The 19,348-nt window shown below is 71.0% G+C and carries 19 protein-coding genes; 9 read left to right on the top strand and 10 right to left on the bottom strand.

Translation table 11 applies throughout. From position 1 onward, the window contains the following. The first annotated feature begins 67 nt into the window (after positions 1-67). Positions 68-373, top strand: a complete 306-nt coding sequence (gene mihF, locus ACIBG8_RS35915) for an integration host factor, actinobacterial type (protein WP_184962109.1) — start codon at positions 68-70, stop codon at positions 371-373. A gap of 89 nt (positions 374-462) precedes the next feature. Here mihF and ACIBG8_RS35910 read toward each other — a convergent pair whose 3' ends face one another. Both ACIBG8_RS35910 and ACIBG8_RS35905 read right to left on the bottom strand, forming a co-directional pair. Then, positions 463-1,110 (bottom strand): response regulator, encoded by a 648-nt coding sequence (locus tag ACIBG8_RS35910; RefSeq protein WP_397347558.1) that lies wholly within the window; start codon positions 1,108-1,110, stop codon positions 463-465. Continuing rightward, complete coding sequence (locus tag ACIBG8_RS35905; RefSeq protein ID WP_397347557.1) at positions 1,101-2,345, bottom strand: sensor histidine kinase; 1,245 nt, start codon at positions 2,343-2,345, stop codon at positions 1,101-1,103. Before ACIBG8_RS35905 ends, ACIBG8_RS35910 begins: the two co-directional genes overlap by 10 nt. Positions 2,346-2,501: 156 nt before the next feature. Between ACIBG8_RS35905 and ACIBG8_RS35900 the strand changes: the two genes are divergently transcribed. Beyond that, positions 2,502-3,764: an acyltransferase family protein gene (locus ACIBG8_RS35900; RefSeq protein WP_397347556.1), complete on the top strand. Its 1,263-nt coding sequence runs from the start codon at positions 2,502-2,504 to the stop codon at positions 3,762-3,764. A gap of 1 nt (position 3,765) precedes the next feature. Here ACIBG8_RS35900 and ACIBG8_RS35895 read toward each other — a convergent pair whose 3' ends face one another. Next, positions 3,766-4,722, bottom strand: a complete 957-nt coding sequence (locus ACIBG8_RS35895) for a DUF4344 domain-containing metallopeptidase (protein WP_397347555.1) — start codon at positions 4,720-4,722, stop codon at positions 3,766-3,768. A 60-nt stretch (positions 4,723-4,782) separates the two neighbouring features. Between ACIBG8_RS35895 and ACIBG8_RS35890 the strand changes: the two genes are divergently transcribed. From ACIBG8_RS35890 to ACIBG8_RS35880, 3 genes are all read left to right on the top strand, one after another. Continuing rightward, complete coding sequence (locus ACIBG8_RS35890; RefSeq protein WP_397347554.1) at positions 4,783-7,290, top strand: DEAD/DEAH box helicase; 2,508 nt, start codon at positions 4,783-4,785, stop codon at positions 7,288-7,290. Positions 7,291-7,747: 457 nt separating this feature from the next. After that, positions 7,748-8,269 carry a SigE family RNA polymerase sigma factor gene (locus ACIBG8_RS35885; RefSeq protein WP_397347552.1) on the top strand — a complete coding sequence of 174 codons (522 nt, stop codon included), beginning with the start codon at positions 7,748-7,750 and terminating at the stop codon, positions 8,267-8,269. Between the two features lie 23 nt (positions 8,270-8,292). Beyond that, positions 8,293-9,081: a hypothetical protein gene (locus ACIBG8_RS35880; protein WP_397347551.1), complete on the top strand. Its 789-nt coding sequence runs from the start codon at positions 8,293-8,295 to the stop codon at positions 9,079-9,081. A gap of 49 nt (positions 9,082-9,130) precedes the next feature. On the opposite strand, the gene ACIBG8_RS35875 is transcribed toward ACIBG8_RS35880, so the two are convergent. Next, positions 9,131-10,690, bottom strand: a complete 1,560-nt coding sequence (locus ACIBG8_RS35875; protein ID WP_397347550.1) for a PucR family transcriptional regulator — start codon at positions 10,688-10,690, stop codon at positions 9,131-9,133. A 73-nt stretch (positions 10,691-10,763) separates the two neighbouring features. Here ACIBG8_RS35875 and ACIBG8_RS35870 point away from each other — a divergent pair, with 73 nt between their 5' ends. The 3 genes from ACIBG8_RS35870 to ACIBG8_RS35860 are packed head-to-tail and all read left to right on the top strand — an operon-like array spanning position 10,764 to position 14,851. Continuing rightward, positions 10,764-12,566: a penicillin acylase family protein gene (locus ACIBG8_RS35870; protein ID WP_397347549.1), complete on the top strand. Its 1,803-nt coding sequence runs from the start codon at positions 10,764-10,766 to the stop codon at positions 12,564-12,566. A 14-nt stretch (positions 12,567-12,580) separates the two neighbouring features. After that, positions 12,581-13,438 carry an alpha/beta fold hydrolase gene (locus ACIBG8_RS35865; protein WP_397347548.1) on the top strand — a complete coding sequence of 286 codons (858 nt, stop codon included), beginning with the start codon at positions 12,581-12,583 and terminating at the stop codon, positions 13,436-13,438. 36 nt (positions 13,439-13,474) lie between these two features. Beyond that, complete coding sequence (locus ACIBG8_RS35860) at positions 13,475-14,851, top strand: FAD-binding oxidoreductase (protein ID WP_397347547.1); 1,377 nt, start codon at positions 13,475-13,477, stop codon at positions 14,849-14,851. A 2-nt stretch (positions 14,852-14,853) separates the two neighbouring features. Here ACIBG8_RS35860 and ACIBG8_RS35855 read toward each other — a convergent pair whose 3' ends face one another. Beyond that, positions 14,854-14,976, bottom strand: coding sequence for a hypothetical protein (locus tag ACIBG8_RS35855; protein WP_397347546.1), 123 nt, complete (start codon positions 14,974-14,976; stop codon positions 14,854-14,856). Continuing rightward, positions 14,970-15,569 (bottom strand): hypothetical protein, encoded by a 600-nt coding sequence (locus ACIBG8_RS35850; RefSeq protein WP_397347545.1) that lies wholly within the window; start codon positions 15,567-15,569, stop codon positions 14,970-14,972. Before ACIBG8_RS35850 ends, ACIBG8_RS35855 begins: the two co-directional genes overlap by 7 nt. Before the next feature lie 47 nt (positions 15,570-15,616). Here ACIBG8_RS35850 and ACIBG8_RS35845 point away from each other — a divergent pair, with 47 nt between their 5' ends. Further along, the gene (locus ACIBG8_RS35845; RefSeq protein WP_397347544.1) at positions 15,617-16,111 is read left to right on the top strand and encodes a DUF2087 domain-containing protein; all 495 of its coding nucleotides are present in this window, start codon (positions 15,617-15,619) and stop codon (positions 16,109-16,111) included. 72 nt (positions 16,112-16,183) lie between these two features. Here ACIBG8_RS35845 and ACIBG8_RS35840 read toward each other — a convergent pair whose 3' ends face one another. Genes ACIBG8_RS35840 through ACIBG8_RS35825 form a run of 4 tightly spaced genes read right to left on the bottom strand, consistent with a single transcriptional unit; the run spans position 16,184 to position 19,346 of the window. Then, a complete protein-coding gene (locus tag ACIBG8_RS35840) occupies positions 16,184-16,882 on the bottom strand; it encodes an ABC transporter ATP-binding protein (RefSeq protein WP_397347543.1) in 699 nt (232 codons plus the stop codon). After that, positions 16,882-17,613 carry an ABC transporter ATP-binding protein gene (locus tag ACIBG8_RS35835; RefSeq protein ID WP_397347829.1) on the bottom strand — a complete coding sequence of 244 codons (732 nt, stop codon included), beginning with the start codon at positions 17,611-17,613 and terminating at the stop codon, positions 16,882-16,884. The genes ACIBG8_RS35840 and ACIBG8_RS35835 overlap by 1 nt, the downstream gene beginning before the upstream one ends. Then, a complete protein-coding gene (locus ACIBG8_RS35830; RefSeq protein ID WP_397347542.1) occupies positions 17,495-18,457 on the bottom strand; it encodes a branched-chain amino acid ABC transporter permease in 963 nt (320 codons plus the stop codon). The genes ACIBG8_RS35835 and ACIBG8_RS35830 overlap by 119 nt, the downstream gene beginning before the upstream one ends. Before the next feature lie 40 nt (positions 18,458-18,497). Beyond that, positions 18,498-19,346 (bottom strand): branched-chain amino acid ABC transporter permease, encoded by an 849-nt coding sequence (locus ACIBG8_RS35825; RefSeq protein ID WP_397347541.1) that lies wholly within the window; start codon positions 19,344-19,346, stop codon positions 18,498-18,500. Positions 19,347-19,348 lie beyond the last annotated feature (2 nt).

The following is a 19,348-nucleotide window of genomic DNA, read 5'->3' as shown; positions in this document are numbered from 1 at the left end:
CCATGATTAGCCGCGGCACTACGGGTAACAGAGTCCCGAATCCTTAACTCCCCGAGGAGAGAAACAGATGGCACTTCCTACTCTCACCCCCGAGCAGCGCAAGGCGGCTCTGGAGAAGGCCGCGGAGGCGCGTGCCGCCCGCACCGCCCTCCTGGCCAAGGTCAAGGCCGGCGAACTGAGCTTCGCCCAGCTGCTCGAGCGTGACGACGACATCGCGAAGAAGATCAAGGTGTCGCAGGCGCTGCGCGCTGTCAAGGGCGTCGGCCCCGCCAAGGCGACGGCCCTGATGGAGGAGGCGGGCGTCGACGAGAAGCGCCGCCTCGGCGGCCTCGGCGCCCAGCAGCGCAAGAAGCTGGTCGACGCGCTCGGCTGATTCGACAGAGCCGACTGCCAGGCCCGCGCGGGCGACCGCGCGGGCGTGCAGCTCCCTTCAGGAGCGCGGACAGATCAGTACGGCTCCGATCAGGAGCGCAGGTAGGTAAGTACGGCGAGCACGCGGCGGTGCTGGTCTCCGTCCTCGGCGTAGAGGCCGAGCTTGGCGAAGATGCTCCTGATGTGCTTCTCCACGGCCCCGTCGCTGATGACGAGCTGGCGGCCGACCGCGGGGTTGGACTTGCCCTCGGCCATCAGCCCCAGGACCTCGCGCTCGCGGGGGGTCAGCTGGGCCAGCGGGTCGTCCCTGCGCCGCCGTACCATGAGCTGCGAGACCACCTGCGGGTCGAACACCGTCCCGCCGGACGCGACGCGGCGCAGCCCCTCCATGAACTCCTCCACGTCCACGACCCGGTCCTTGAGCAGGTAACCGACCGCCCCGCGGGCGTCGGCGAGCAGGTCGTCGGCGTAGGACACCTCGACGTACTGCGACAGGATCAGCACCGGCGCCCCTGGCACCCGGCGCCTGGCCTCGACGGCGGCGCGCAGCCCCTCGTCGGTGAACGACGGCGGCATCCGCACGTCGACCACGGAAACGTCCGGCTTGTGCAGCGCGACGGCCTCGACCAGGCTGTCGCCATCGCCGACCGTCGCCACCACCTCGCAGCCGAACTCCTCGAGCAGGCGCACCAGGCCTTCCCTGATCAGCACTGCATCGTCGGCCACGACTACACGCACGGAACCTCCGCCACGATCACTGTCGGCCCGCCGTCCGGAGAATTCACCACCAGCTCGCCGTCGATTGCGCGAAGCCGGTCGGCCAGCCCGGCGAGACCGTGTCCCTTGGCGACGTGTGCGCCGCCGACACCATCATCCCCGATGGTCAGCATGAGGGTGTTACTGGCATGGCTGAGCTGGATCGTGCACACCGTGGCGCGGCTGTGCTTGGCGATGTTGGTGAGCGTCTCGGCGACGACGTAGTAGATCGCGTTCTCGACCGCGGCGTTGAAGCGCCGGTCCACCTGGATGTCGAGCTCGACGGGTACCGTACACCGCCCGGCCAGCGCGGCCAGCGCTGGAGCCAGGCCGCGGTCGGCCAGGATGGGCGGCGCGATGCCGCGCGACAGGGCGCGCAGCTCGTCGAGCGTCTCGCGGGTGGCGGTGATGGCCTGGCCGATGGTCGCCTGCGCGGCCTCGGGGTCCTTCTGCAACTGCCGCTGCGCCCGCGACAGCTCCATGGCCAGCGACACCAGCCGCTGCTGCGGCCCGTCGTGGATGTCGCGCTCCAGCTTGCGCAGGGCGTTCGCCTCGGCGGACACGGCGGCCGCGCGGCCCTCGGACAGGTCCTCGATGCGCTCGCGCAGCTCGGCCACGCTGGTCAGCAGCGCCCGGCCGAGTCCGGCGCGCAGCATGGCCGCGCCGCGCACGGCGAACGGCAGGACGACCGTGCCGACCACGCCGAGCACGAGGTAGAAGATCGTGTTGGGCCAGTAGCCGTCGCCGAAACCGAGGATCTCGGCCAGCGTCGTCCCGTCGGTGTTGACCATGATCCAGCCGTAGAACGGGAACGTCAGCGAGAAGAGCGGGATCGCCCAGAACACCACGGTGATCACGAAGGAGACGATGGCGAACGGGAAGACCAGGATGCCGTGCAGCAGGTCGAGCCACGACTGGCCGCTGGTCATCGGGTTGACCATCCTCCTGAACCGCCCCGCTCCCGCCGGCGCCGGCTTGTAGCGCGGCCGTACGGCGGGCCTGCCCAGCACGTCCGACAGCCAGCCGCGCTCGCTGTCGGCGAACCCCCTGGCCACCATGAGCGTGCCGACGAGGATCGGCACGCCGATCCACACGACGGCGGTGCCGATGCCGGCCGCGAGTCCGGTGACCAGCAGGACGAAGCCGATCACCGCCGTCGGGAAGCCGACGATCAGGTAGCGCGTGTCGAGCAGGACACGCCTCATCAGGGAGCGCATGCCGTCAACGCTACGGCCAGGCGCGACGCCGATCGACCCGGTGCGCGGTAATCCCGGGGTAGGGCCAGCCCTACCACCGGGGGTAGTGCGATCTTGACCGCAAGACGGCGGCCCGCGTCACTGTGCCGGGAGGCGTTTCGCAAGAGCCTTGATGGCATGAGCCTCACCACGACCGCCGTGCTCGACCGCCCCCGCGTTCCCGTACAACGCCCGGCCCCCGCCAAGACGGCGCGCGACCCGTTCATCGACGTCCTGCGGGTGTTCGGCATGGCCCTGGTGGTGCTGCAGCACTGGACGATCCCGGTGCTGGCCTTCGACGGCGGGACGCTGACGACGGGCAACGCGCTGGCCACGCCGGGCGTGTGGGTGGTCACGTGGATCAGCCAGGTGATGCCGCTGGTGTTCTTCGCCGGCGGCGCGGCCAACGCGATCAGTTACGGCCGCGCGGTCTCCGGGGCTCCCGCGTGGATCTCGGTACGGCTGCGCCGCCTGGCCTGGCCGCTGCTCCCCCTCGCCGCCGTGTGGATCCCGCTGCCGCAGCTGCTGGCGAGTTTCGGGGTGCCTGAGCAGCCGCTGGAGGTCGGGTCCAAGCTCACCGGGCAGTTGTTGTGGTTCCTGGCCGTCTACCTGATCGCGGTCGTGGCCACGCCGTACATGACGCGGTTCAGCTGGCGGATCCTTCCGGTCCTGGTCGCCGGGGCCGTGGTGACGGACGTGGTGCGCTTCTCCACCGGGCTCGACGCGGTCGGCTACCTCAACATCGTGTTCGTCTGGCTCGCCGTGCACCAGCTCGGCTTCCTGTACGCCCAGGGCAGGCTGCGGCTGCCTCTGGTGTTCGCGGCCGGCGGGTTCGGGCTGGCCGCGCTGCTGGTGGCGGTCGGCCCCTACCCGGGCAGCATGATCGGCCTGCCGGGCGCCGAGGTGTCGAACATGGCGCCGCCCACGCTGGCGATGCTCGCGGTCGCCTTCGGGCAGATCGGGCTGGCGCTGGTGCTGCGGCCGCTGATCGTGCGCTACCACCCGCGCAGGGTGCTGGCCTGGGCGAGCACGCGCATCATGACCGTGTACCTCTGGCACATGCCCGCCCTGTTCACGGTGACCGGCGTGGTGGTCGTGGCGCTCGGCCTCGACAGCCCCGAGCCGCTCAGCGCCGGGTGGTTCGCCGGGTGGCCGCTGTGGTTCGGTGCGCTGTGCCTGGTGATGTGGCCGCTCCTGCGGGGGTTCGCGCGCTTCGAGGAGCCGCCGGCCCTGCCGTACGGCAAGGCCACCTGGGGCACTGCGCTCACCTCGGCAGGCCTGGTCGGCGGCGGGCTGCTGACGCTGACCGTGGCCGGGTTCGCGCCGGGCGCAGCGCCGTTCCTCGCCACGGTCGCGATCCTGGGCGGGCTGCTGCTGACCGGGCCGCGCGCCCGGGTCTGACTCACCCCGTGGACTGGCCCGCGTCAGTAGGCTGCTCCGTCGCCGTTGATGAGGGTGTGGTCGTCGGCACCGGGCTCGGCGGGTCGGTGCGCATGTGCGGGGCGAGGAGCGTGCCCCAGGCCCTGGCCATCTTGTTGTACTCGTCCTCGCACCGCATCGCCCGCCCCACGGGCAGCTCGCCGTCGGCCACCAGCGGCAGGAACGCGTTGTGGTTGGAGCCGTACAGGTAGCACATCATGTTGTAGTAGCGCTGACCGCTGAGCGAGTGCTCGTCGGCGAAGACGCCCTGGTCGAGCGGGCCGGTCTCGCTCTCCTGCGACATCCGCCCCCACGCCTCGATGGTGCTGATGATGTCGCGGTAGTCCTGGTTGTCCTCGGCGTTGCCGATCATCACCAGGGCGGAGAGCTGGTCGACAGCGTCCTCCTCCTTGCCGGTCGTCGGCAGGTCGTAGAGGTCGATGAGCGCGTGCCCCAGCTCGTGGTAGTAGATGCCGTTGAGCGCGCCCGCGACGCTGTCGTCCACCTCGCTCGCGCTGGGCGCGGCCTCGCCCTGCTCCGGCTTGGCGAACAGGTCCTGGAGGTAGTCGGTCATCTCGTAGCACATGGTGATCGACTTCTCGTCCGGGCTGTAGAACGCGTTGACGGTGTCGCACTGCTTGGCCACGACCGGCACGTTCACCGGCGGGATGAACCCCGCGTTGGTCACCTCAGCCCACTGCTGGACCAGCTTGCCCTCGCGCATGAGCTTCTCCGCGCCGAGCAGCTTCTTGTCGGTGGGCTGCTCGTAGGCGGCGGTGAAGGAGAACGTGGTCGTGGGGCTCGGCACGGCCTGCCCGCCCGCCTGGCCGCTCGCCTGACTCCCCGAGGGGCTGGGCGTTCCCATCGCCTTCTGGGGGCCGTTGCCGCAGGCGCAGAGGGCGAGCGCCAGCAGCCCGACCACGAAGAGTGGAGATTTCATAACTCTATGTAATCATTCGGGTTCGGCCGGTGTTCATGGACCCCTGTTGACTGCGGCAGTATGGGTTCCGTGAGCCTTCTCGTAGACCGTCTGCCCGATGACATCGACGCCGACCCCGACGCCATCTTCGACGCCTTCGTCGGGTGGAACGCCGAGCGGGGGCTCACCCTCTATCCCGCCCAGGAAGAGGCGCTCATCGAGGTGCTGTCCGGCAGCAACCTGATCCTGGCCACCCCGACCGGGTCGGGCAAGTCGCTGGTGGCCGCGGGCGCGCACTTCGCCGCGCTGACGCGCGACGTGCGCACCTTCTACACCGCGCCGATCAAGGCGCTGGTGTCGGAGAAGTTCTTCGACCTGTGCGCGGTCTTCGGTACGGAGAACGTCGGCATGATGACCGGCGACGCCAGCGTCAACCCGGGCGCGCCGATCATCTGCTGCACCGCCGAGATCCTGGCCAACGTCGCCCTGCGCGACGGCGCCGCCGCCGACATCGGCCAGGTCGTCATGGACGAGTTCCACTTCTACGCCGAGCCCGACCGCGGGTGGGCGTGGCAGGTGCCGATCCTGGAGCTGCCGAACGTGCAGTTCATCCTCATGTCGGCGACGCTGGGCGACGTCTCCATGTTCGAGGAGGACCTCACCCGCCGCACCGGGCGCCCGACGTCCGTGGTCAAGCACGCCGAGCGGCCCGTTCCGCTGATCTACACCTACCGCATGACGCCGCTGCACGAGACGCTGGAGGAGATGCTCAGCACCGGCCAGGGCCCCGTCTACGTCGTGCACTTCACCCAGGCGGCGGCCATGGAGCGGGCGCAGGCGCTGATGAGCATCAACATGGCGACGAAGGCGGAGAAGGAGGCCATCTCCGCGCTGATCGGCCACTTCCGGTTCACCACCAAGTTCGGCAAGGCGCTGCAGCGGCTGGTCAAGCACGGCATCGGCGTCCACCACGCGGGCATGCTGCCGAAATACCGCAGGCTCGTGGAACGCCTCGCCCAGGCCGGGCTGCTGAAGGTCATCTGCGGCACCGACACGCTCGGCGTCGGCGTCAACGTGCCGATCCGCACCGTGCTGTTCACCGCGCTGTCGAAGTACGACGGCAACAAGGTGCGCAGGCTGCGCGCCCGCGAGTTCCACCAGATCGCCGGGCGGGCCGGGCGGGCCGGGTTCGACACCATCGGCTACGTCGCCTGCCAGGCGCCCGAGCACGTCGTCGAGAACGAGAAGGCGCTCGCCAAGATCGGCGACGACCCGAAGCGGCGGCGCGGCTACGCGCGCAAGAAGCCGCCGGAGGGGTTCGTCGGCTGGAGCGAGGAGACCTTCGAGAAGCTGCAGACCGCCGAGCCGGAGCCGCTCAACTCCCGCTTCAAGGTCAGCAACGCGATGCTCCTGGCCGTCATCAACCGGCCGGGCGACTGCTTCGCCGCCATGAAGCACCTGCTGACCGACAACCACGAGGACCGCAAGTGGCAGCGGCGGCACATCAGCCAGGCCATCGCCATCTACCGCTCGCTGCTGGCGGGCGGCGTGGTCGAGCAGCTCGCCGAGCCCGACGAGCAGGGGCGGCGCGCCCGACTGACCATCGACCTGCAGGAGGACTTCGCGCTCAACCAGGCGCTGTCCACCTTCGCGCTGGCCACCTTCGACCTGCTCGGCACCGACCAGCCCAACTACGCGCTCGACATGGTCTCCATCGTGGAGTCCATCCTCGACGACCCGCGCCAGATCCTGTCCGCGCAGCTCAAGAAGGCGCGCGGTGAGGCGATCGGGCAGATGAAGGCCGACGGGATCGAGTACGAAGAGCGCATGGAGGCGCTGGCCGAGGTCATGTACCCGATGCCGCTGGCCGACCTGCTGCTCGGGGCGTACGAGACCTACCGGCGCGGGCACCCGTGGGTGGGCGACTACACGGTCAGCCCCAAGTCGGTGGTGCGCGACATGTACGAGCGGGCGATGACGTTCGGCGAGTACATCCAGTTCTACGAGCTGGCGCGGTCCGAGGGGACGGTGCTGCGGTACCTGGCCGACGCCTACAGGACGCTGTCGCGGACGATTCCCGAGCACCTCAAGACCGAGGACCTCATCGACCTCATCGAGTGGCTCGGGGAGCTGGTGCGGCAGGTGGACTCCTCGCTCATCGACGAGTGGGAGAAGCTGGCGAACCCGTCGGAGGCGCTGGAGCGGCAGCAGGAGCTGGAGACGTCGGTGCGGCCGGTCACGGGGAACGCGCGGGCGTTCCGGGTGCTGGTGCGCAACGCGATGTTCCGGTTGGTGGAGCTGTGCGCGCTGGATCGGCAGGAGGAGCTGGAGGAGCTCTATCCGGACGTCGACTGGGGGTCGATGCTGGACGCTTACTACGAGGAGCACGACGAGCTCGGGACGGGTCCCGACGCTCGTGGGCCGGCGCATCTGCGGATCACCGAGGAGGCGGGGGTGTGGCGGGTGCGTCAGGTCGTGGTCGACCCCGCCGGGGACGGCGACTGGGGGATCGACGCGGAGGTCAACCTGGCGGCGTCCGACGAGGAGGGGCGCGCGGTCCTGCACGTGCTCGGCCTCAACCGCCTCTGACCCTCATGAACGCGGGGCCCGCCCACCCGGGTCTCCGCGCCCTCGTACGGACCACCAGCCTCCCTCGTGGGGGCCACTGGCCTCCCCTAAGGGCCACCTGCACCCTGGCGCCCGCCACCCTCCGGCCCGCTATTGGCGCTCCTCCCTAGTGGAGGGAGAGCCCCGAAAGGCGGGAGGCCCGATGAGGTGAAATGCCTCTTTATGGGCGGCCGGGCGGCGCGGCGGCTTCGCCGTACAAGGAAAGTAGGTGGCGTGTGCCGGCGCGGACTGGCAAGGACGCCCCGGCACACGTGACACCAGTGTCCACGTGCGAGTTTTGAGGTCTTGTCATGACCACGTCTCAAGATCGTGACATTTCGCCGAATCGACCCTCTGGAGAAAGTCTCGAAGCCACGTCAACCTGCGACAGAGGCCCGGGAGTGTCAGTGGTAGCTGGCACCGACCGAGAGGAGACCGGGTGGACGCGGACTTCGTGGCCTTCGTGCGACGACGAGGAGACCATCACCTGAGAACGGCGGTCCTCCTCACCGGAGACTGGCACGCCGCCGAGGACCTCACCCAGTCCTGCCTCGGCAAGCTCTACCGCGTCTGGCACCGCCTGGACACCACCACCGACCCGGACGCCTACCTGCGCCGCATCATGGTCAACACGCACCGCTCCTGGTGGCGGGCGCGCTGGCGGCGCGAGGTCCCGCGTGCCGACCTGCCCGACCTCCCGGGCCCGCACGACCTGGGCGAGGCGAACGCGGTCGCCGAAGACGTGCGCGCCGCGCTGGCCGGCCTGCCGGTGCGCCAGCGTACGGCGCTGGTGTTGAGGTTCTTCGCCGACCTGCCAGAGGCCGAGGTGGCCGACCTCATGGGCTGTTCGCCTGGGACGGTGAAGACGCACACCCACCGAGGGTTACAGGCCATGCGGCGGCTGATCCCGCCCGCCACCGACGTCAACCGAACCGAGGAAGAAGGGAGTGGGATCCGGTGAGACACCAACACGAGGAGCCGTTCATGTCAGAGCGAGAAGTACGCGCCCTGCTCGTCGCCGCCACCGAGGACCGTCCGCACGGCATCGACCTGATGCCCGCGCCGCGACGGCGCCGGGTCCTGGTCCCAGCGCTGGCCGGGCTGGGGGTCGCTGCCGCAGCAGGGGCGATCGTCCTGCTGCTGCCGGGGGCGCAGCCGTCGGCTCAGGCGCAGGTGGCCGCCGCGGTGGCGAACACCAGCGGGGAGAGCTTCCACCTGCACGTCGGGGCCGGGGCGAAGAGCTTCGACGGGGCGTTCGACCCCAGCAGGGGGGTCGGGATCATCACCGAGGCGGGGACGGGGGCGGAGACCCGGTTCGTCGACGGCCAGATGTACGTCAAGGAAGGCGCTGCGGGGAGCTGGGTGGTCTACCCGCGCTCGTCGATCTCGATGAAGAACGTTCCCGCGGCGACGGCGCTGGTCAAGTCGGCTCCGCTGGATCCGCAGGCGGCGCTGGAGCGGCTGCGGTCGGCGACGGACGTCAGGGAGGACGGGACCGCTTCCGGCGAGGGGTGGACCGGCCACCGGTTCAGCTTCACGCTGACCGACACGGACGCCAAGGCCGGGAAGACGGAGGCGGCGTCGGGGTCGGTGGACGTCGACGACCAGGGGCGGGTGCGGCGGCTGGAGGTCGTGTTCGCCGACAACGGGCAGCGGGACGTCATGGACTTCACGGCGTACGGCACAGCCGTGTCGGTCACGGCCCCGCCCGCCGACCAGGTGGAGCAGCCCAAGGAGGACAGCAGCGGCAAGAAGCCCGGCGACGGCTCCTGACCGCACCCTCCCCTGCGCCCCGGCCCCTCGGCCGGGGCGCACCGCCGTGTCAGGGGTGGAGGCGGAGTCGGAGCCAGGTGGTGAGGCGGGTGTCGGGGTCGGCGAGGTCGAGTCCGGCGCTGGCGAGGCGTTTGACGCGGTACCGCAGGGTGTTCGGGTGCACGCCCAGCCGTTCGGCGGCCGCGCGCACGTCGCCGTGCCCCTCGATCCACGCCAGCGCGGACTCCTCGGTGTCGGTGGGCCAGGGCTCGTGGAGGAGCAGGTCGGGGTGGTCGTCCACCAACCGCCCGAGCTCCAGCAGCGTGGCCGCCGCCCGCACGTCGTCGATCGACGCGACAGCCGTACCGGAAGAGGGCGCTGAGCGGGACTTCAGGACGGACATCGCGAGGTCGGCGTGGCGGCGGGAGCGGGGCAGGTCCTCGGCGGCCACCCGCGCGCCCACCGTGGCGGCGAGCCTGCGGCGCAGGCCGAGTCGGCGCGTGAGGTCGGCGGCGGTCTCGCGGAGCACGGCCGGGTCGGGCGCGGGGAGCAGGCAGTAGACCGTGTCCCCGCGCAACACGCACGCCGCCGACCGGCGGTAGGCGTCGAAATACGTCGCCACCCCGTCCAGCAGGTGCTCCCCCAGCGGCGTGTCCCCGTCGACCAGCGACGCCACCGCCATCACCGCGATCCCCGCGTCCGGGTCGAGCCCGAGCCGGTGGCAGGCGGTGCGCGGGTCGCGCCCGTCGAGGGCCTGCCCGACCAGTTCGCCCCGCCGCTGCCGGTCCGCGCTGCGTGCCGTACGCATGCGCAGCAGATGCGCCCCCGCCAGCCGCGCGAACTCCTCCACCAGCACCAGCCGGTCGTCGGGCAGCTGCTCCTCGCCTTCGAGGATCCACAACATGCCCAGGGGTTCCGGCCCGCTGCGGATCCCGGCCCCGATGCGCCAGATGCGCCGCTCCTCGTCGTCGTACGGCGGGCCGGTGTAGAACCGCAGCGCCCGCTCGCTGGTCAGCAGCAGCCGCCGCGTCTCCAGGGGAGCGTTGCGCGGCGGCACGGTCTTGTTGAGGATGACGTCGCGCTGCAGGTCGTCGTTGACCTGCCCGGGGACGGCCGAGTAGGCGAGCAGCCGCCACTGCGTGTCCACGATGCCGACGGGCCGGTCGATGGTCTCGGCGATGGCGTTCGCGAGGGCGTTGAGGTCGCCGACGGCGACGCTGCCGAGGTCGGGGCTGGGCGCGGCGACGAGGCTGTCGCCGAGCAGGACGGCGTCCTCGACGAGCGTGTGCAGGTGGCTCCACGTCATGGTGCCGGGCAGCGCGAGCAGCGCCACCCCGGCCTCCGCGGCGGCGGAGGTCAGCGGCTGGAGGTCCTCCGGCGCCCCGCGCAGGACGGCGGCCGCGGCACCGGACAGCCCGGCGAGCACCGGGGCGGCGTCGGCTGGGCCGATCCCGACGAGCAGCACGATCGACCCGGGCCTGGGCGGGGCAGAGCCGATCGGGTCGTGGATGGACGGCCCGGCGATCGGCACCTCGAGCCCGCGCGGCGCTGCGACGACGCTCAGGTAGTCGGCGCCGACGCGCTCGATCACCTGGGCGAGGGACGGCTCCAGATACTCCACGTGGTCCATCGGCCAAGGCTACTGCCAGATCCCTGTCTGATCGGACAAGGCGATGGAGAGGGCGTTCGCCCACTCTTGGCTCATGGACACTTCGTGGGGCTCGGTGGCGACGCATCGGGACGCGTACGGCACGCCGTTGCTCGACGCCACCAGCGAGCCCGCCGCCTACTTCGGTCTGGGCTACGCGCAGGCGCGGGACGACCTGGACGGCGTGCTCAGGCAGTACGCGCTGGTGCGCGGCGAGACGGGCGACGGGGCGCGCGACGCCAACCAGCGGCGCTGGCAGGTCCTGGAGGAGGCGCGGCGCGGCTTCGACAGCCTGCCTGACGATCTGCGGGAGTGTTACACCGCGTTCGTCGCGGGGGTCGCGGCGTGGATGGACGAGCATCCCGAGCGGGTGCCCGGCTGGGCGCCGCCGCTGGAGCCCGCGCTGCCGATCGGCGTCAACCGCACGGTGATGTTGTACTGGGTGATCAGGGATGCCGTCGACGCGCTGAACGCGGCTCAGGTCCCCCTGCCTGGTGTGGTCTCCGAGCTGGACGTCGCGATGGCCACCCCGGGCTCCAACGCCTGGGTGCTCAGGCCGTGGCGCACGTCGGACGGGGAGACCTTCCTGGTCAGCGACCCGCACCTGCCGTTCGGCGGCACGTTCGCCATGTACGAGGCGACGGTCAGGGCGGGCGAGCTGCATTACACGGGGTTCAGCTTCCTCGGCGCGATGCTGCCGCCGCTGGCGCACAACCGCCACGTCGCCTGGGGGGTGACGACGGGCGGGCCGCGCGTGTCCGACGCCTACCGGATCGCCGTGGACGGCGACGTCTACCTGGTGGACGGCGAGGTCAGGAAGGTCCTTGAGCACGACGGCCACCCGTACGTGATCCACAACGGCGTGTTCGCACCCGTGGTGGCCAGGGACGAGCTCGCGATCTACGTGGTGTGCTCGCCGTACATGGGGCTGGCCGGCGAGACGGAGCGGCAGTTCATGGCGATGGTGCGGGCCAGGAACGCGGGCGAGCTGCGCCAGGCGCTCGACGCGTGCGCGTTCCCGCCGCAGAACCTGCTGGCCGCGGACTCCGCTGGGGACTGCTTCTACCTGCGCACCGGCCGGGTGCCGATCAGGGACGGCGTCGGCGTCCTGGACGGCAACACCTCGGCCACCGCCTGGCGCGGGATCCGGGACGCGGCCGAGCTGGTGCAGGTCGCCAACCCCGCGTCCGGGTATCTGCAGAACTGCAACACCGCGCCGGACACCGTCGCCCCCGACGAGGCCCTCGGCGCCGAGCACTGGCACCCCGACGTGTTCAACGACGAGCCGGGCCGTACCAGCAGCAGGGGCAGGCGGAGCGTGGAGCTGCTGCGGCGGGCCTACGCCGTCGACGTGGACGAGATCACCGCGTGGGCGGTGGAGGACTACTGGGTGGACACCCCTGCCTGGCAGTCGAGGCTCGCCGAGGCGGCCGAGGCCGAGCCGGAGCGCGTGGCCACCTGGCCGCGGGAACGCCGGGCTCTGCTGCGTACACTCCTCCACTTCGACGGGCACGCCTCGCCGGGGTCGCTGGACGCGACGGCCTGGCTGGCCTGGCGCGAGAGCGTCACGACGGACCTGCTCGGCGCGATCGAGCAGGTGACCGTACCCACCCGGACCTATGGGGAGCTGCACGAGATGGCCCCGGGGGTGCCGGGGCGCGGCGGGACGATCGGCGACCTGGAGGCCACGCTGCGCGCCACGTACTTCGCCGGCGGCAAAGCCGTGTTCGGTGGGCCGTGCCTGCGTATCGTCGCTTTCGGCGCGTACGGCATGCGGTCGTGGAGCGTGTCGATGCCCGGTCAGGCCTCGTTGTACGGCGGTGCCACCGTCAAACCGATCATGTTCGACCCGGTATGAGAGGGAGACCTTCGTTGTCCAACGTCTTCGGCGAACCCGGCTTCGCCACCCTGCCCGACGGGCGGCGGCTCCAGTACGTCAGCCAGGGCTCCGGGGGGCCGGTGGTGGTGCTGGAGTCCGGGCTCGGCGCCTCGCGCACGGAGTGGGGGCTGGTCATACCGTCCCTGGGGGAGCACACGCGGGTGGTCGCCTACGACCGGGCCGGGTACGGCGGCAGCGACCCCGACCCCCACCGCCGCGACCTGGCGAGGATCGTCGAGGACCTCCACCACCTGTTGAGCCACCTGGGCGCCGAGTCGTACATCCTCGCCGGGCACAGCCTGGGCGGCCCGATCATCCGCTCCTACGCCGCCGAACACCCGGAGCGGGTGGCAGGACTGGTCCTCATCGACCAGGCGGCCGAGGACCTCGACTTCTATTACGAACGCCCCCGCCGCGCCCTGGCCCTGACCATGCAGTCCGCCATGATCGCCCTGGCAAAGGCAGGCATCAAGATCGTCCCAGCCGAGGTGAAGCGCGTGATCGCCCTGTTCCCACCCCAGATGCGATCCGTGGCGATGCACGAGATGACCAGACCATCGGAGATCCGCACAGCCAGAGCCGAGTTCTCCGCCCTGGCGGAGGGCTTCGCCCAGCTACGCGACCACCCGGGCGTGTTGCCCGACGTCCCGATCACGGTCATCACCGGCACCCTCGCACCCACCAGGTTCGAACAGAAGGCCCGCCCCGTCCTGCTGGCCAGCCATCGCAAGGTAGCCGAGGCGGCACCCCAGGGAAGGCACGTGCTGGCGGAGCACGCAGCCCACATGGTCCCCCAGGACCAACCCGAGATCGTCATCGACGAGATCCTCCGCCTCCTCCCCCGACGTTGACGTGTTGTCAATGTCAGCCGCCTAACCTCCCGTTTCATGGCTAATGGGATGAACAGGTTGCGTAGGACGTTGGGTGAGGGCAGGGTGCTGCTGCCGGGGGACGCCGGGTTCTCGGCGGCCAAGACCGGCTTCAACCTCGCCGTCCAGCACCAGCCCGTCGCGGTCGTGCTGCCCTCCTCCGCCGAGGACGTCGCCGAGGCGGTCCGGGTGGCCGGCGCAGCCGGGTGGCCGGTCGCGGTGCAGACCACCGGGCACGGGATCGGGGTCCCGGCCGCCGGTGCGTTGCTCGTCAACACGCGTGATCTCGCCGGTGTCGCCGTCGATCCCATTGAGGGGACGGCGACTGTGGGGGGCGGGGTGCGGTGGCGGGCGGTGGTTGAGGCGGGCGCCACCTACGGGCTGGCGCCGCTCAATGGCACTGCGGTGGATGTGGGGGTTGCCGGGTTCGTCGCCGGTGGCGGGTTGCCCGTGCACGGGTCGCCGTACGGGTATGGGAGTGACCACGTCAGTTCGTTCACTCTGGTCACGGCGGACGGGCGGGTCAGGCGGGTCGACCGTGAGACAGAAGAGGACCTCTTCTGGGCGGTGCGTGGCGGGAAGTCGAACTTCGGGATCATCACCGAGGTCACGATCGGGCTCATGCCGCTGTCCACGATCTACGGCGGCACGCTCACCTTTCCCGGTGCGCTCGGGCCGCAGGTGCTCGCCGCCTGGGCGGAATGGCTCGCCGCACAGCCGGACGAGATGACCACGGCGATCAGCTTCTCCCGCGTGCCCGACCTGGAGCGGGTGCCGCCGGAGATGCGCGGCCGGCACCTGGTCAGCGTCCGCGTCGCCTACACCGGCGACGCCGCCAAGGGCGAGCACCTGGTCGCGCCGCTGCGCGCGCTTCGGCCGATCCTCGACACCGTCACCGCGCGGCCGTACAGCCGGGTGGGCGAGATCGCCGCCGACCCGACCGACCCCATGCCGTCGACCGACAGCTCAGGGCTGATGGACCGGCTCGACGCCGCCGCCATGGCCGCCGTGCTGGAGGTCACCGGTCCGGACGCCGCGCACGCCGCCGCCACCGTCGAGCTGCGCGCGATCACCGGCAGGCTGGCCTCGCCAGGACCGGTTCCCAGCGCGCTGGGGCCCGTGCGCGAGGCGGGGTTCACGTTCTGGATGGTCGACCTGCTGCTGCCTGGACGCGCCGAGGAGGTGGCCGCCGGGCACGCGAAGACGATGGAGACCATGGCGCCGGTGCTCAACGGGCACCGCTTCCCCAACCACCTGTCGCCGTCCGACCGGGCGGCCGAGGTGGTGGCCTCGTGCTACCACCCCGCCGACTACGGCAGGCTGCGCGCGATCAAGAAGGCGGTCGACCCGGGCAACACCTTCCGCGTCAACCACAACATCCCGCCCGCCGCCTGACGTCAGCAGGCGGCGATCCGGCAGACCTTGTCCACCATCTTGCCTTCATAGGCGCGCAGGTAGAGGTGGACGGCGAACGTGTCGGTGGAGCCCCACCTGTTGTCCCAGTCCTGGGCGCTCAGCACGCCGCCACTGTGCAGATCTTGGCGAGCATCCTCGTCGCGTCCTTGGTCTGCCGGGCGAAGTCCGCGGCGGCCGGCTTGCCCCACTCCCCCGCCTGCGTGTAGACGACGAGCGCGTTGGCCCGCCGTACCACGATCGCGCGCTCGCCGCCGATGGCGGGCTTGCCGCCCTGGTAGCTCTGCCCCGTGATGGCCTGGCCCTCGTCGCCGAGGGCGACGGCCCTGGTGGCGTATCGGTAGTCGGGCTTGCTGCACTTACGTACCGCGGCCTTGAGGTCGGCGAACGCCCTCGCGGCGGCCTCGTCGCCGGTGAAGAGGATGATCTGCTCGGACTTGGAGTAGTCGGGCACCGCGGTGTAGGTGATCGTCTTGGCGGCGGTGCGCCCGGCGCGGCCCAGCGCCGCCCTGTCGCACGGGTTGACCACCAGCTTGGCCGTCACCTTGGCGCTGACCGCCCAGCTCGTCTCCGGGTTGGCGTCCTTCTTGGCCGCGTCCTTCTCGTACAGCAGGAAGCCCTTGGGGACGGGCGCGGCGGCGAAGGCGGGGGACGCGAGGGCGGCGACGGTCGCGGCGGTCACCGAAAGGATCTTCATCATCACGAAAATGAGACGACTGGCGGCCGTGGATGGTTCAGACTGTCCCGGTGAAAGATGAAGAAATCCGGCGCGTTTTCGGTCTGCTCCACCAGGAGGAGACGCTGCGCGCCTTCGCCGCCCTCGTGCTCGGTACGGCGGGCGAGCCGTCCGAGAAGGTCCTGGAGCGCCTGGAGCGCGGTGGGCTGGCCGAGCGGGGCGCGGACGGGACGTGGCGGGCCAGGCCGGAGCGGTTCCGCGAGCTCCTCCAGGCCACGGCGGAGCCGGCGCGCAAGCTGAGCGCCGAGGAGAAGGTGCTGGAGACGTTCCTCGTGGACGGGCGGGTGCGCGAGTTCCCGGTGAAGCACGAGAAGCGGATGATCCTGCTGCGCCACATCTCCCGCGTCTTCGAGCCTGGCGTGCGTTACCCGGAGAAGGACGTCGACGTGGCGTTGCGCGCCTTCCACGACGACTACCCGGCGCTGCGCCGCTACCTCGTCGAGGCCGACCTGCTCAGCCGGGAGAACAACGTCTACTGGCGAGCGGGCGGCCCCGTCGACCTCTGAGAACAAAGACCTCCCACACCCCTCTCCCCTCAAAAGGAGAGGGGCACAGGTTTTTCTGGGCGCTTGGGAGCCCTAGGCGGAGCCCAGGTAGGCGTCCAGGAGGCGGGGTTCCGCGCGGAGCTGCGCGGACTCCCCCGACAGCGCGATCCTGCCGCGCTGCAGCACGATCGCCCTGCTGGTGATCTCCAGGGCGCGCCTGGCGTTCTGCTCGGCCACCAGCAGGGTGAGGCCCGTGGCCGCCAGGTCGCCGAGGGTCGCGAAGACCTGGGCGACCAGCAGCGGGGCCAGTCCGCTGGTGACCTCGTCCACCAGCAGGAGGCGCGGCCTCGCCATCAGCGCCCTGGCGATCGCGATCATCTGCTGCTGCCCGCCCGACAGCAACCTGGCGGGCTCGCGCAGCCGTTCGCCCATGCCGGGAAACCGTTCCAGCACCTCCAGCATCTCCTTACGCGACGGCCTGCGCGGGAACGCCCCCATCACGAGGTTCTCCTCGATGGTGAGGTCGCCGTAGACGCGCCCGCGCTCCGGCACGACCGCCATCCCGGCCCGAGCCCGCCGCCACGGCGTCCACGTCGTGACGTCCACCCCGCCGAAGAGGATCCGGCCGGAAGCGGCCTTCTCCCAGCCCATCAGCGCCTTGATCAGCGACGTCTTGCCCGCGCCGTTGGCGCCCAGCACGGCGCTCGTGGCGCCCTCCGCCAGCTCCAGCGACACCCCGGACACCGCAGACACCGCCCCGTAGCGAACCTCGAGCCCCTCGACGGCCAGCATCACGCCTCCCCCAGGTACGCGGCGATCACCGCTGGGTCCCGCCTGATCTGCGCGGGCGGCCCCGAGGCGATCAGCGCGCCGTCCACCAGGACCAGGATCCGGTCGCACACCGACAGCGCGAAGTCCATCGAGTGCTCGATCAGCACCACCGTCCGCCCGCGGTCACGGAGCGACCGCACGTGCTCGGCCAACTCCTGCAACTCCACGTCGGTCAGCCCCGCCCCTGGCTCGTCGAGCAGCAGCAGGCGCGGCTCCATCGCCTCCGCCCTGGCGATCTCCACCCGCCGCTGCACGCCCAGGGGAAGCTGCCCGGCCCGCCGGTCGGCCACCGGCGCCAGGTGCAGGTCGGCCAGGACCTGCTCCACCGCCGGGTGCCTGCGCGGCCTGGGCGCCAGCGACGGCAGCAGCGCCCGGTAGCGGTGCACCCCGGCTCCGACGGTGACCTGCTCGCGCACGGTCATGCTGGCGAACGGCCGGACGATCTGGAACGTACGGCCGATGCCGTGCCTGGCGCGCCGGTGCGCGGGCACCCGGGTGACGTCGGCGCCGTCCAGCACCACGCGGCCGGACGTCGGCAGCAGGTGCCCGGCCACGCAGTTGAACAACGTCGTCTTACCCGCCCCGTTCGGCCCGATCAGCCCCACGATCTCCCGATGGTCGACCGTGAACGAGACGCCCGACAGCGCCAGGTTCCCGTCGAACCTCTTGGTCAGCGCCTCGACCTCGAGCAACACCGTAAAGCCTCCTGAGCGGTGACCCGTGGCCGAGCAGGCCCGCGGGCATGAAGCGGATGATCACCACGATCAGCGCGCCGTACAGGACGAGCCGCCACTCCTCCACGAACCGCAACTGCTCGGGCAGGACGGTCAGCAGCACGGCGGCCAGCACCGGCCCGGCCAGGGTGCCCTCGCCGCCGAGGATCACCATCGCCAGGATCGTCACCGACTGCACGAACCCGAACCCGCCGGGGAAGATGCTGCCGATGTAGTGCGCGTACAAGCATCCGGCCAGCCCGGCGTACGCGCCGCTGAACGTGAACGCCCAGATCTTCGTGGCCGCCACCCCGACGCCGGTCGCCGCCGCCGCGCCCTCGTCGTCGCGGATCGCCGTCAGGCGCAGCCCGAACCAGGTACGCAGCAGCAACCACTGGGTGGCCAGCGTCACGACCAGGCAGAAGAGCACCAGCCACATGGTCTCGACGGCGGAGAACGGCAGCAGCGGGATGCCGACGATGCCCTGCGAGCCGCCGAAGTAGGGCACGAACTGGAACAGCCCCACGACCACGAAGTTGACGCCCATCGTGGTCAGCACGAGGAAGTCGTGGCGCACCCGCAGCGCGGGCACCGCGATCAGGGTGCCGACCAGCGCCGTCACCAGGACGGCAGGCACCACGTCGAACGGGAAGGCGACGCCGTACCTGGTGCTGGCGATCGCGGCGGTGTAGGCGCCGACCCCGAACAGCGCGCCCTGCGCCAGCGACACCTGACCGGCGTAGCCGACGACGAGGTTGAGCGACAGCGCCAGGATCGCCATGATCCCGGCGGACACCAGGACGGAGGCCAGATACCCGCTCATGGGCGCCGCCCGTGTCTGTTGATCCGCTCGACAAGCTCGCTCATGCCCGGCTCACCATGCCCTGCGGCCTGGCCAGCAGCACCAGGATCAGCACCAGGAACGCGATCGCGTCGCGCGGCAGGAACGACCCGGCGTACCGGGTGGACACGATCTCGGCCGCCGCGAGCAGGAAGCTGGCGGCGACCGCCCCGGGCACACTGCCGAGCCCGCCGAGCACGACGATGACGAACGCCTTGTAGGAGATGACGTCGCCCATGCTCGCCGTGACGCTGTTGGTGTACACGGCGGTGAGCAGCGCGGCGACCCCGGCCAGCGCCGAGCCGATCGCGAAGTTGGCGGTGATGCCCGCGTCCAGGTTGACCCCGTTGCCCGCCGCCATCTGCGCGTCGGCGGTGATCGCCCGCCACGACAGACCCAGGCGGGTACGGCGGACCAGCAGGTATACACCGACAACCGCGAGCACGGCGACGACGACGATCGTCACCTGGATCGAGCTCAACCCGGCCAGCGCGGGCAGCCCCGAGGAGGCGGGCAGCGCGTGGATGTCGGGCCCGAGCAGGAACGGCCTGGCCAGCAAGGCGGTGATCATGATGAACAGGCCGATGCTGGCCAGCAGCGGGATGGCGCGCGGCTGCGCGAGCAGCGGCCGGTAGACCAGCCAGAAGATCGCCACCCCGAGCAGGGCGGCCCCCGCCGCCGCCCCGGCGAACGCCACCCAGAACGAACCCGTGAAGGTATACGCCGTATACCCGCAGTAGGCGCCGAAGGCGTAGACGCCGGCGTGCGCGATGTGCAACACCCGTAGAACGCCGTAGATCGTGGTGAGGCCGACGGCGACGAGAGAGTACGCCGCGGCCGTCACCACGATGTTGGCCAGGGTTTCCGGCAACC

It is taken from the genome of Nonomuraea sp. NPDC050556, from assembly GCF_044457355.1.
Taxonomy (GTDB): domain Bacteria; phylum Actinomycetota; class Actinomycetes; order Streptosporangiales; family Streptosporangiaceae; genus Nonomuraea.
This window is presented reverse-complemented; position numbering and strand designations above follow the sequence as displayed.

Coding starts and splice junctions, on each gene's coding strand:
- ACIBG8_RS35880 (WP_397347551.1), top strand. CDS start 8,293: ATGTCAGAGCGAGAAGTACGCGCCCTGCTCGTCGCCGCCACCGAGGAC.
- ACIBG8_RS35905 (WP_397347557.1), bottom strand. CDS start 2,345: ATGCGCTCCCTGATGAGGCGTGTCCTGCTCGACACGCGCTACCTGATC.
- ACIBG8_RS35850 (WP_397347545.1), bottom strand. CDS start 15,569: ATGATGAAGATCCTTTCGGTGACCGCCGCGACCGTCGCCGCCCTCGCG.
- ACIBG8_RS35895 (WP_397347555.1), bottom strand. CDS start 4,722: ATGAAATCTCCACTCTTCGTGGTCGGGCTGCTGGCGCTCGCCCTCTGC.
- ACIBG8_RS35840 (WP_397347543.1), bottom strand. CDS start 16,882: ATGCTGGCCGTCGAGGGGCTCGAGGTTCGCTACGGGGCGGTGTCTGCG.
- mihF (WP_184962109.1), top strand. CDS start 68: ATGGCACTTCCTACTCTCACCCCCGAGCAGCGCAAGGCGGCTCTGGAG.
- ACIBG8_RS35860 (WP_397347547.1), top strand. CDS start 13,475: ATGGCTAATGGGATGAACAGGTTGCGTAGGACGTTGGGTGAGGGCAGG.
- ACIBG8_RS35875 (WP_397347550.1), bottom strand. CDS start 10,690: ATGGACCACGTGGAGTATCTGGAGCCGTCCCTCGCCCAGGTGATCGAG.
- ACIBG8_RS35830 (WP_397347542.1), bottom strand. CDS start 18,457: ATGAGCGGGTATCTGGCCTCCGTCCTGGTGTCCGCCGGGATCATGGCG.
- ACIBG8_RS35870 (WP_397347549.1), top strand. CDS start 10,764: ATGGACACTTCGTGGGGCTCGGTGGCGACGCATCGGGACGCGTACGGC.
- ACIBG8_RS35890 (WP_397347554.1), top strand. CDS start 4,783: ATGGGTTCCGTGAGCCTTCTCGTAGACCGTCTGCCCGATGACATCGAC.
- ACIBG8_RS35900 (WP_397347556.1), top strand. CDS start 2,502: ATGAGCCTCACCACGACCGCCGTGCTCGACCGCCCCCGCGTTCCCGTA.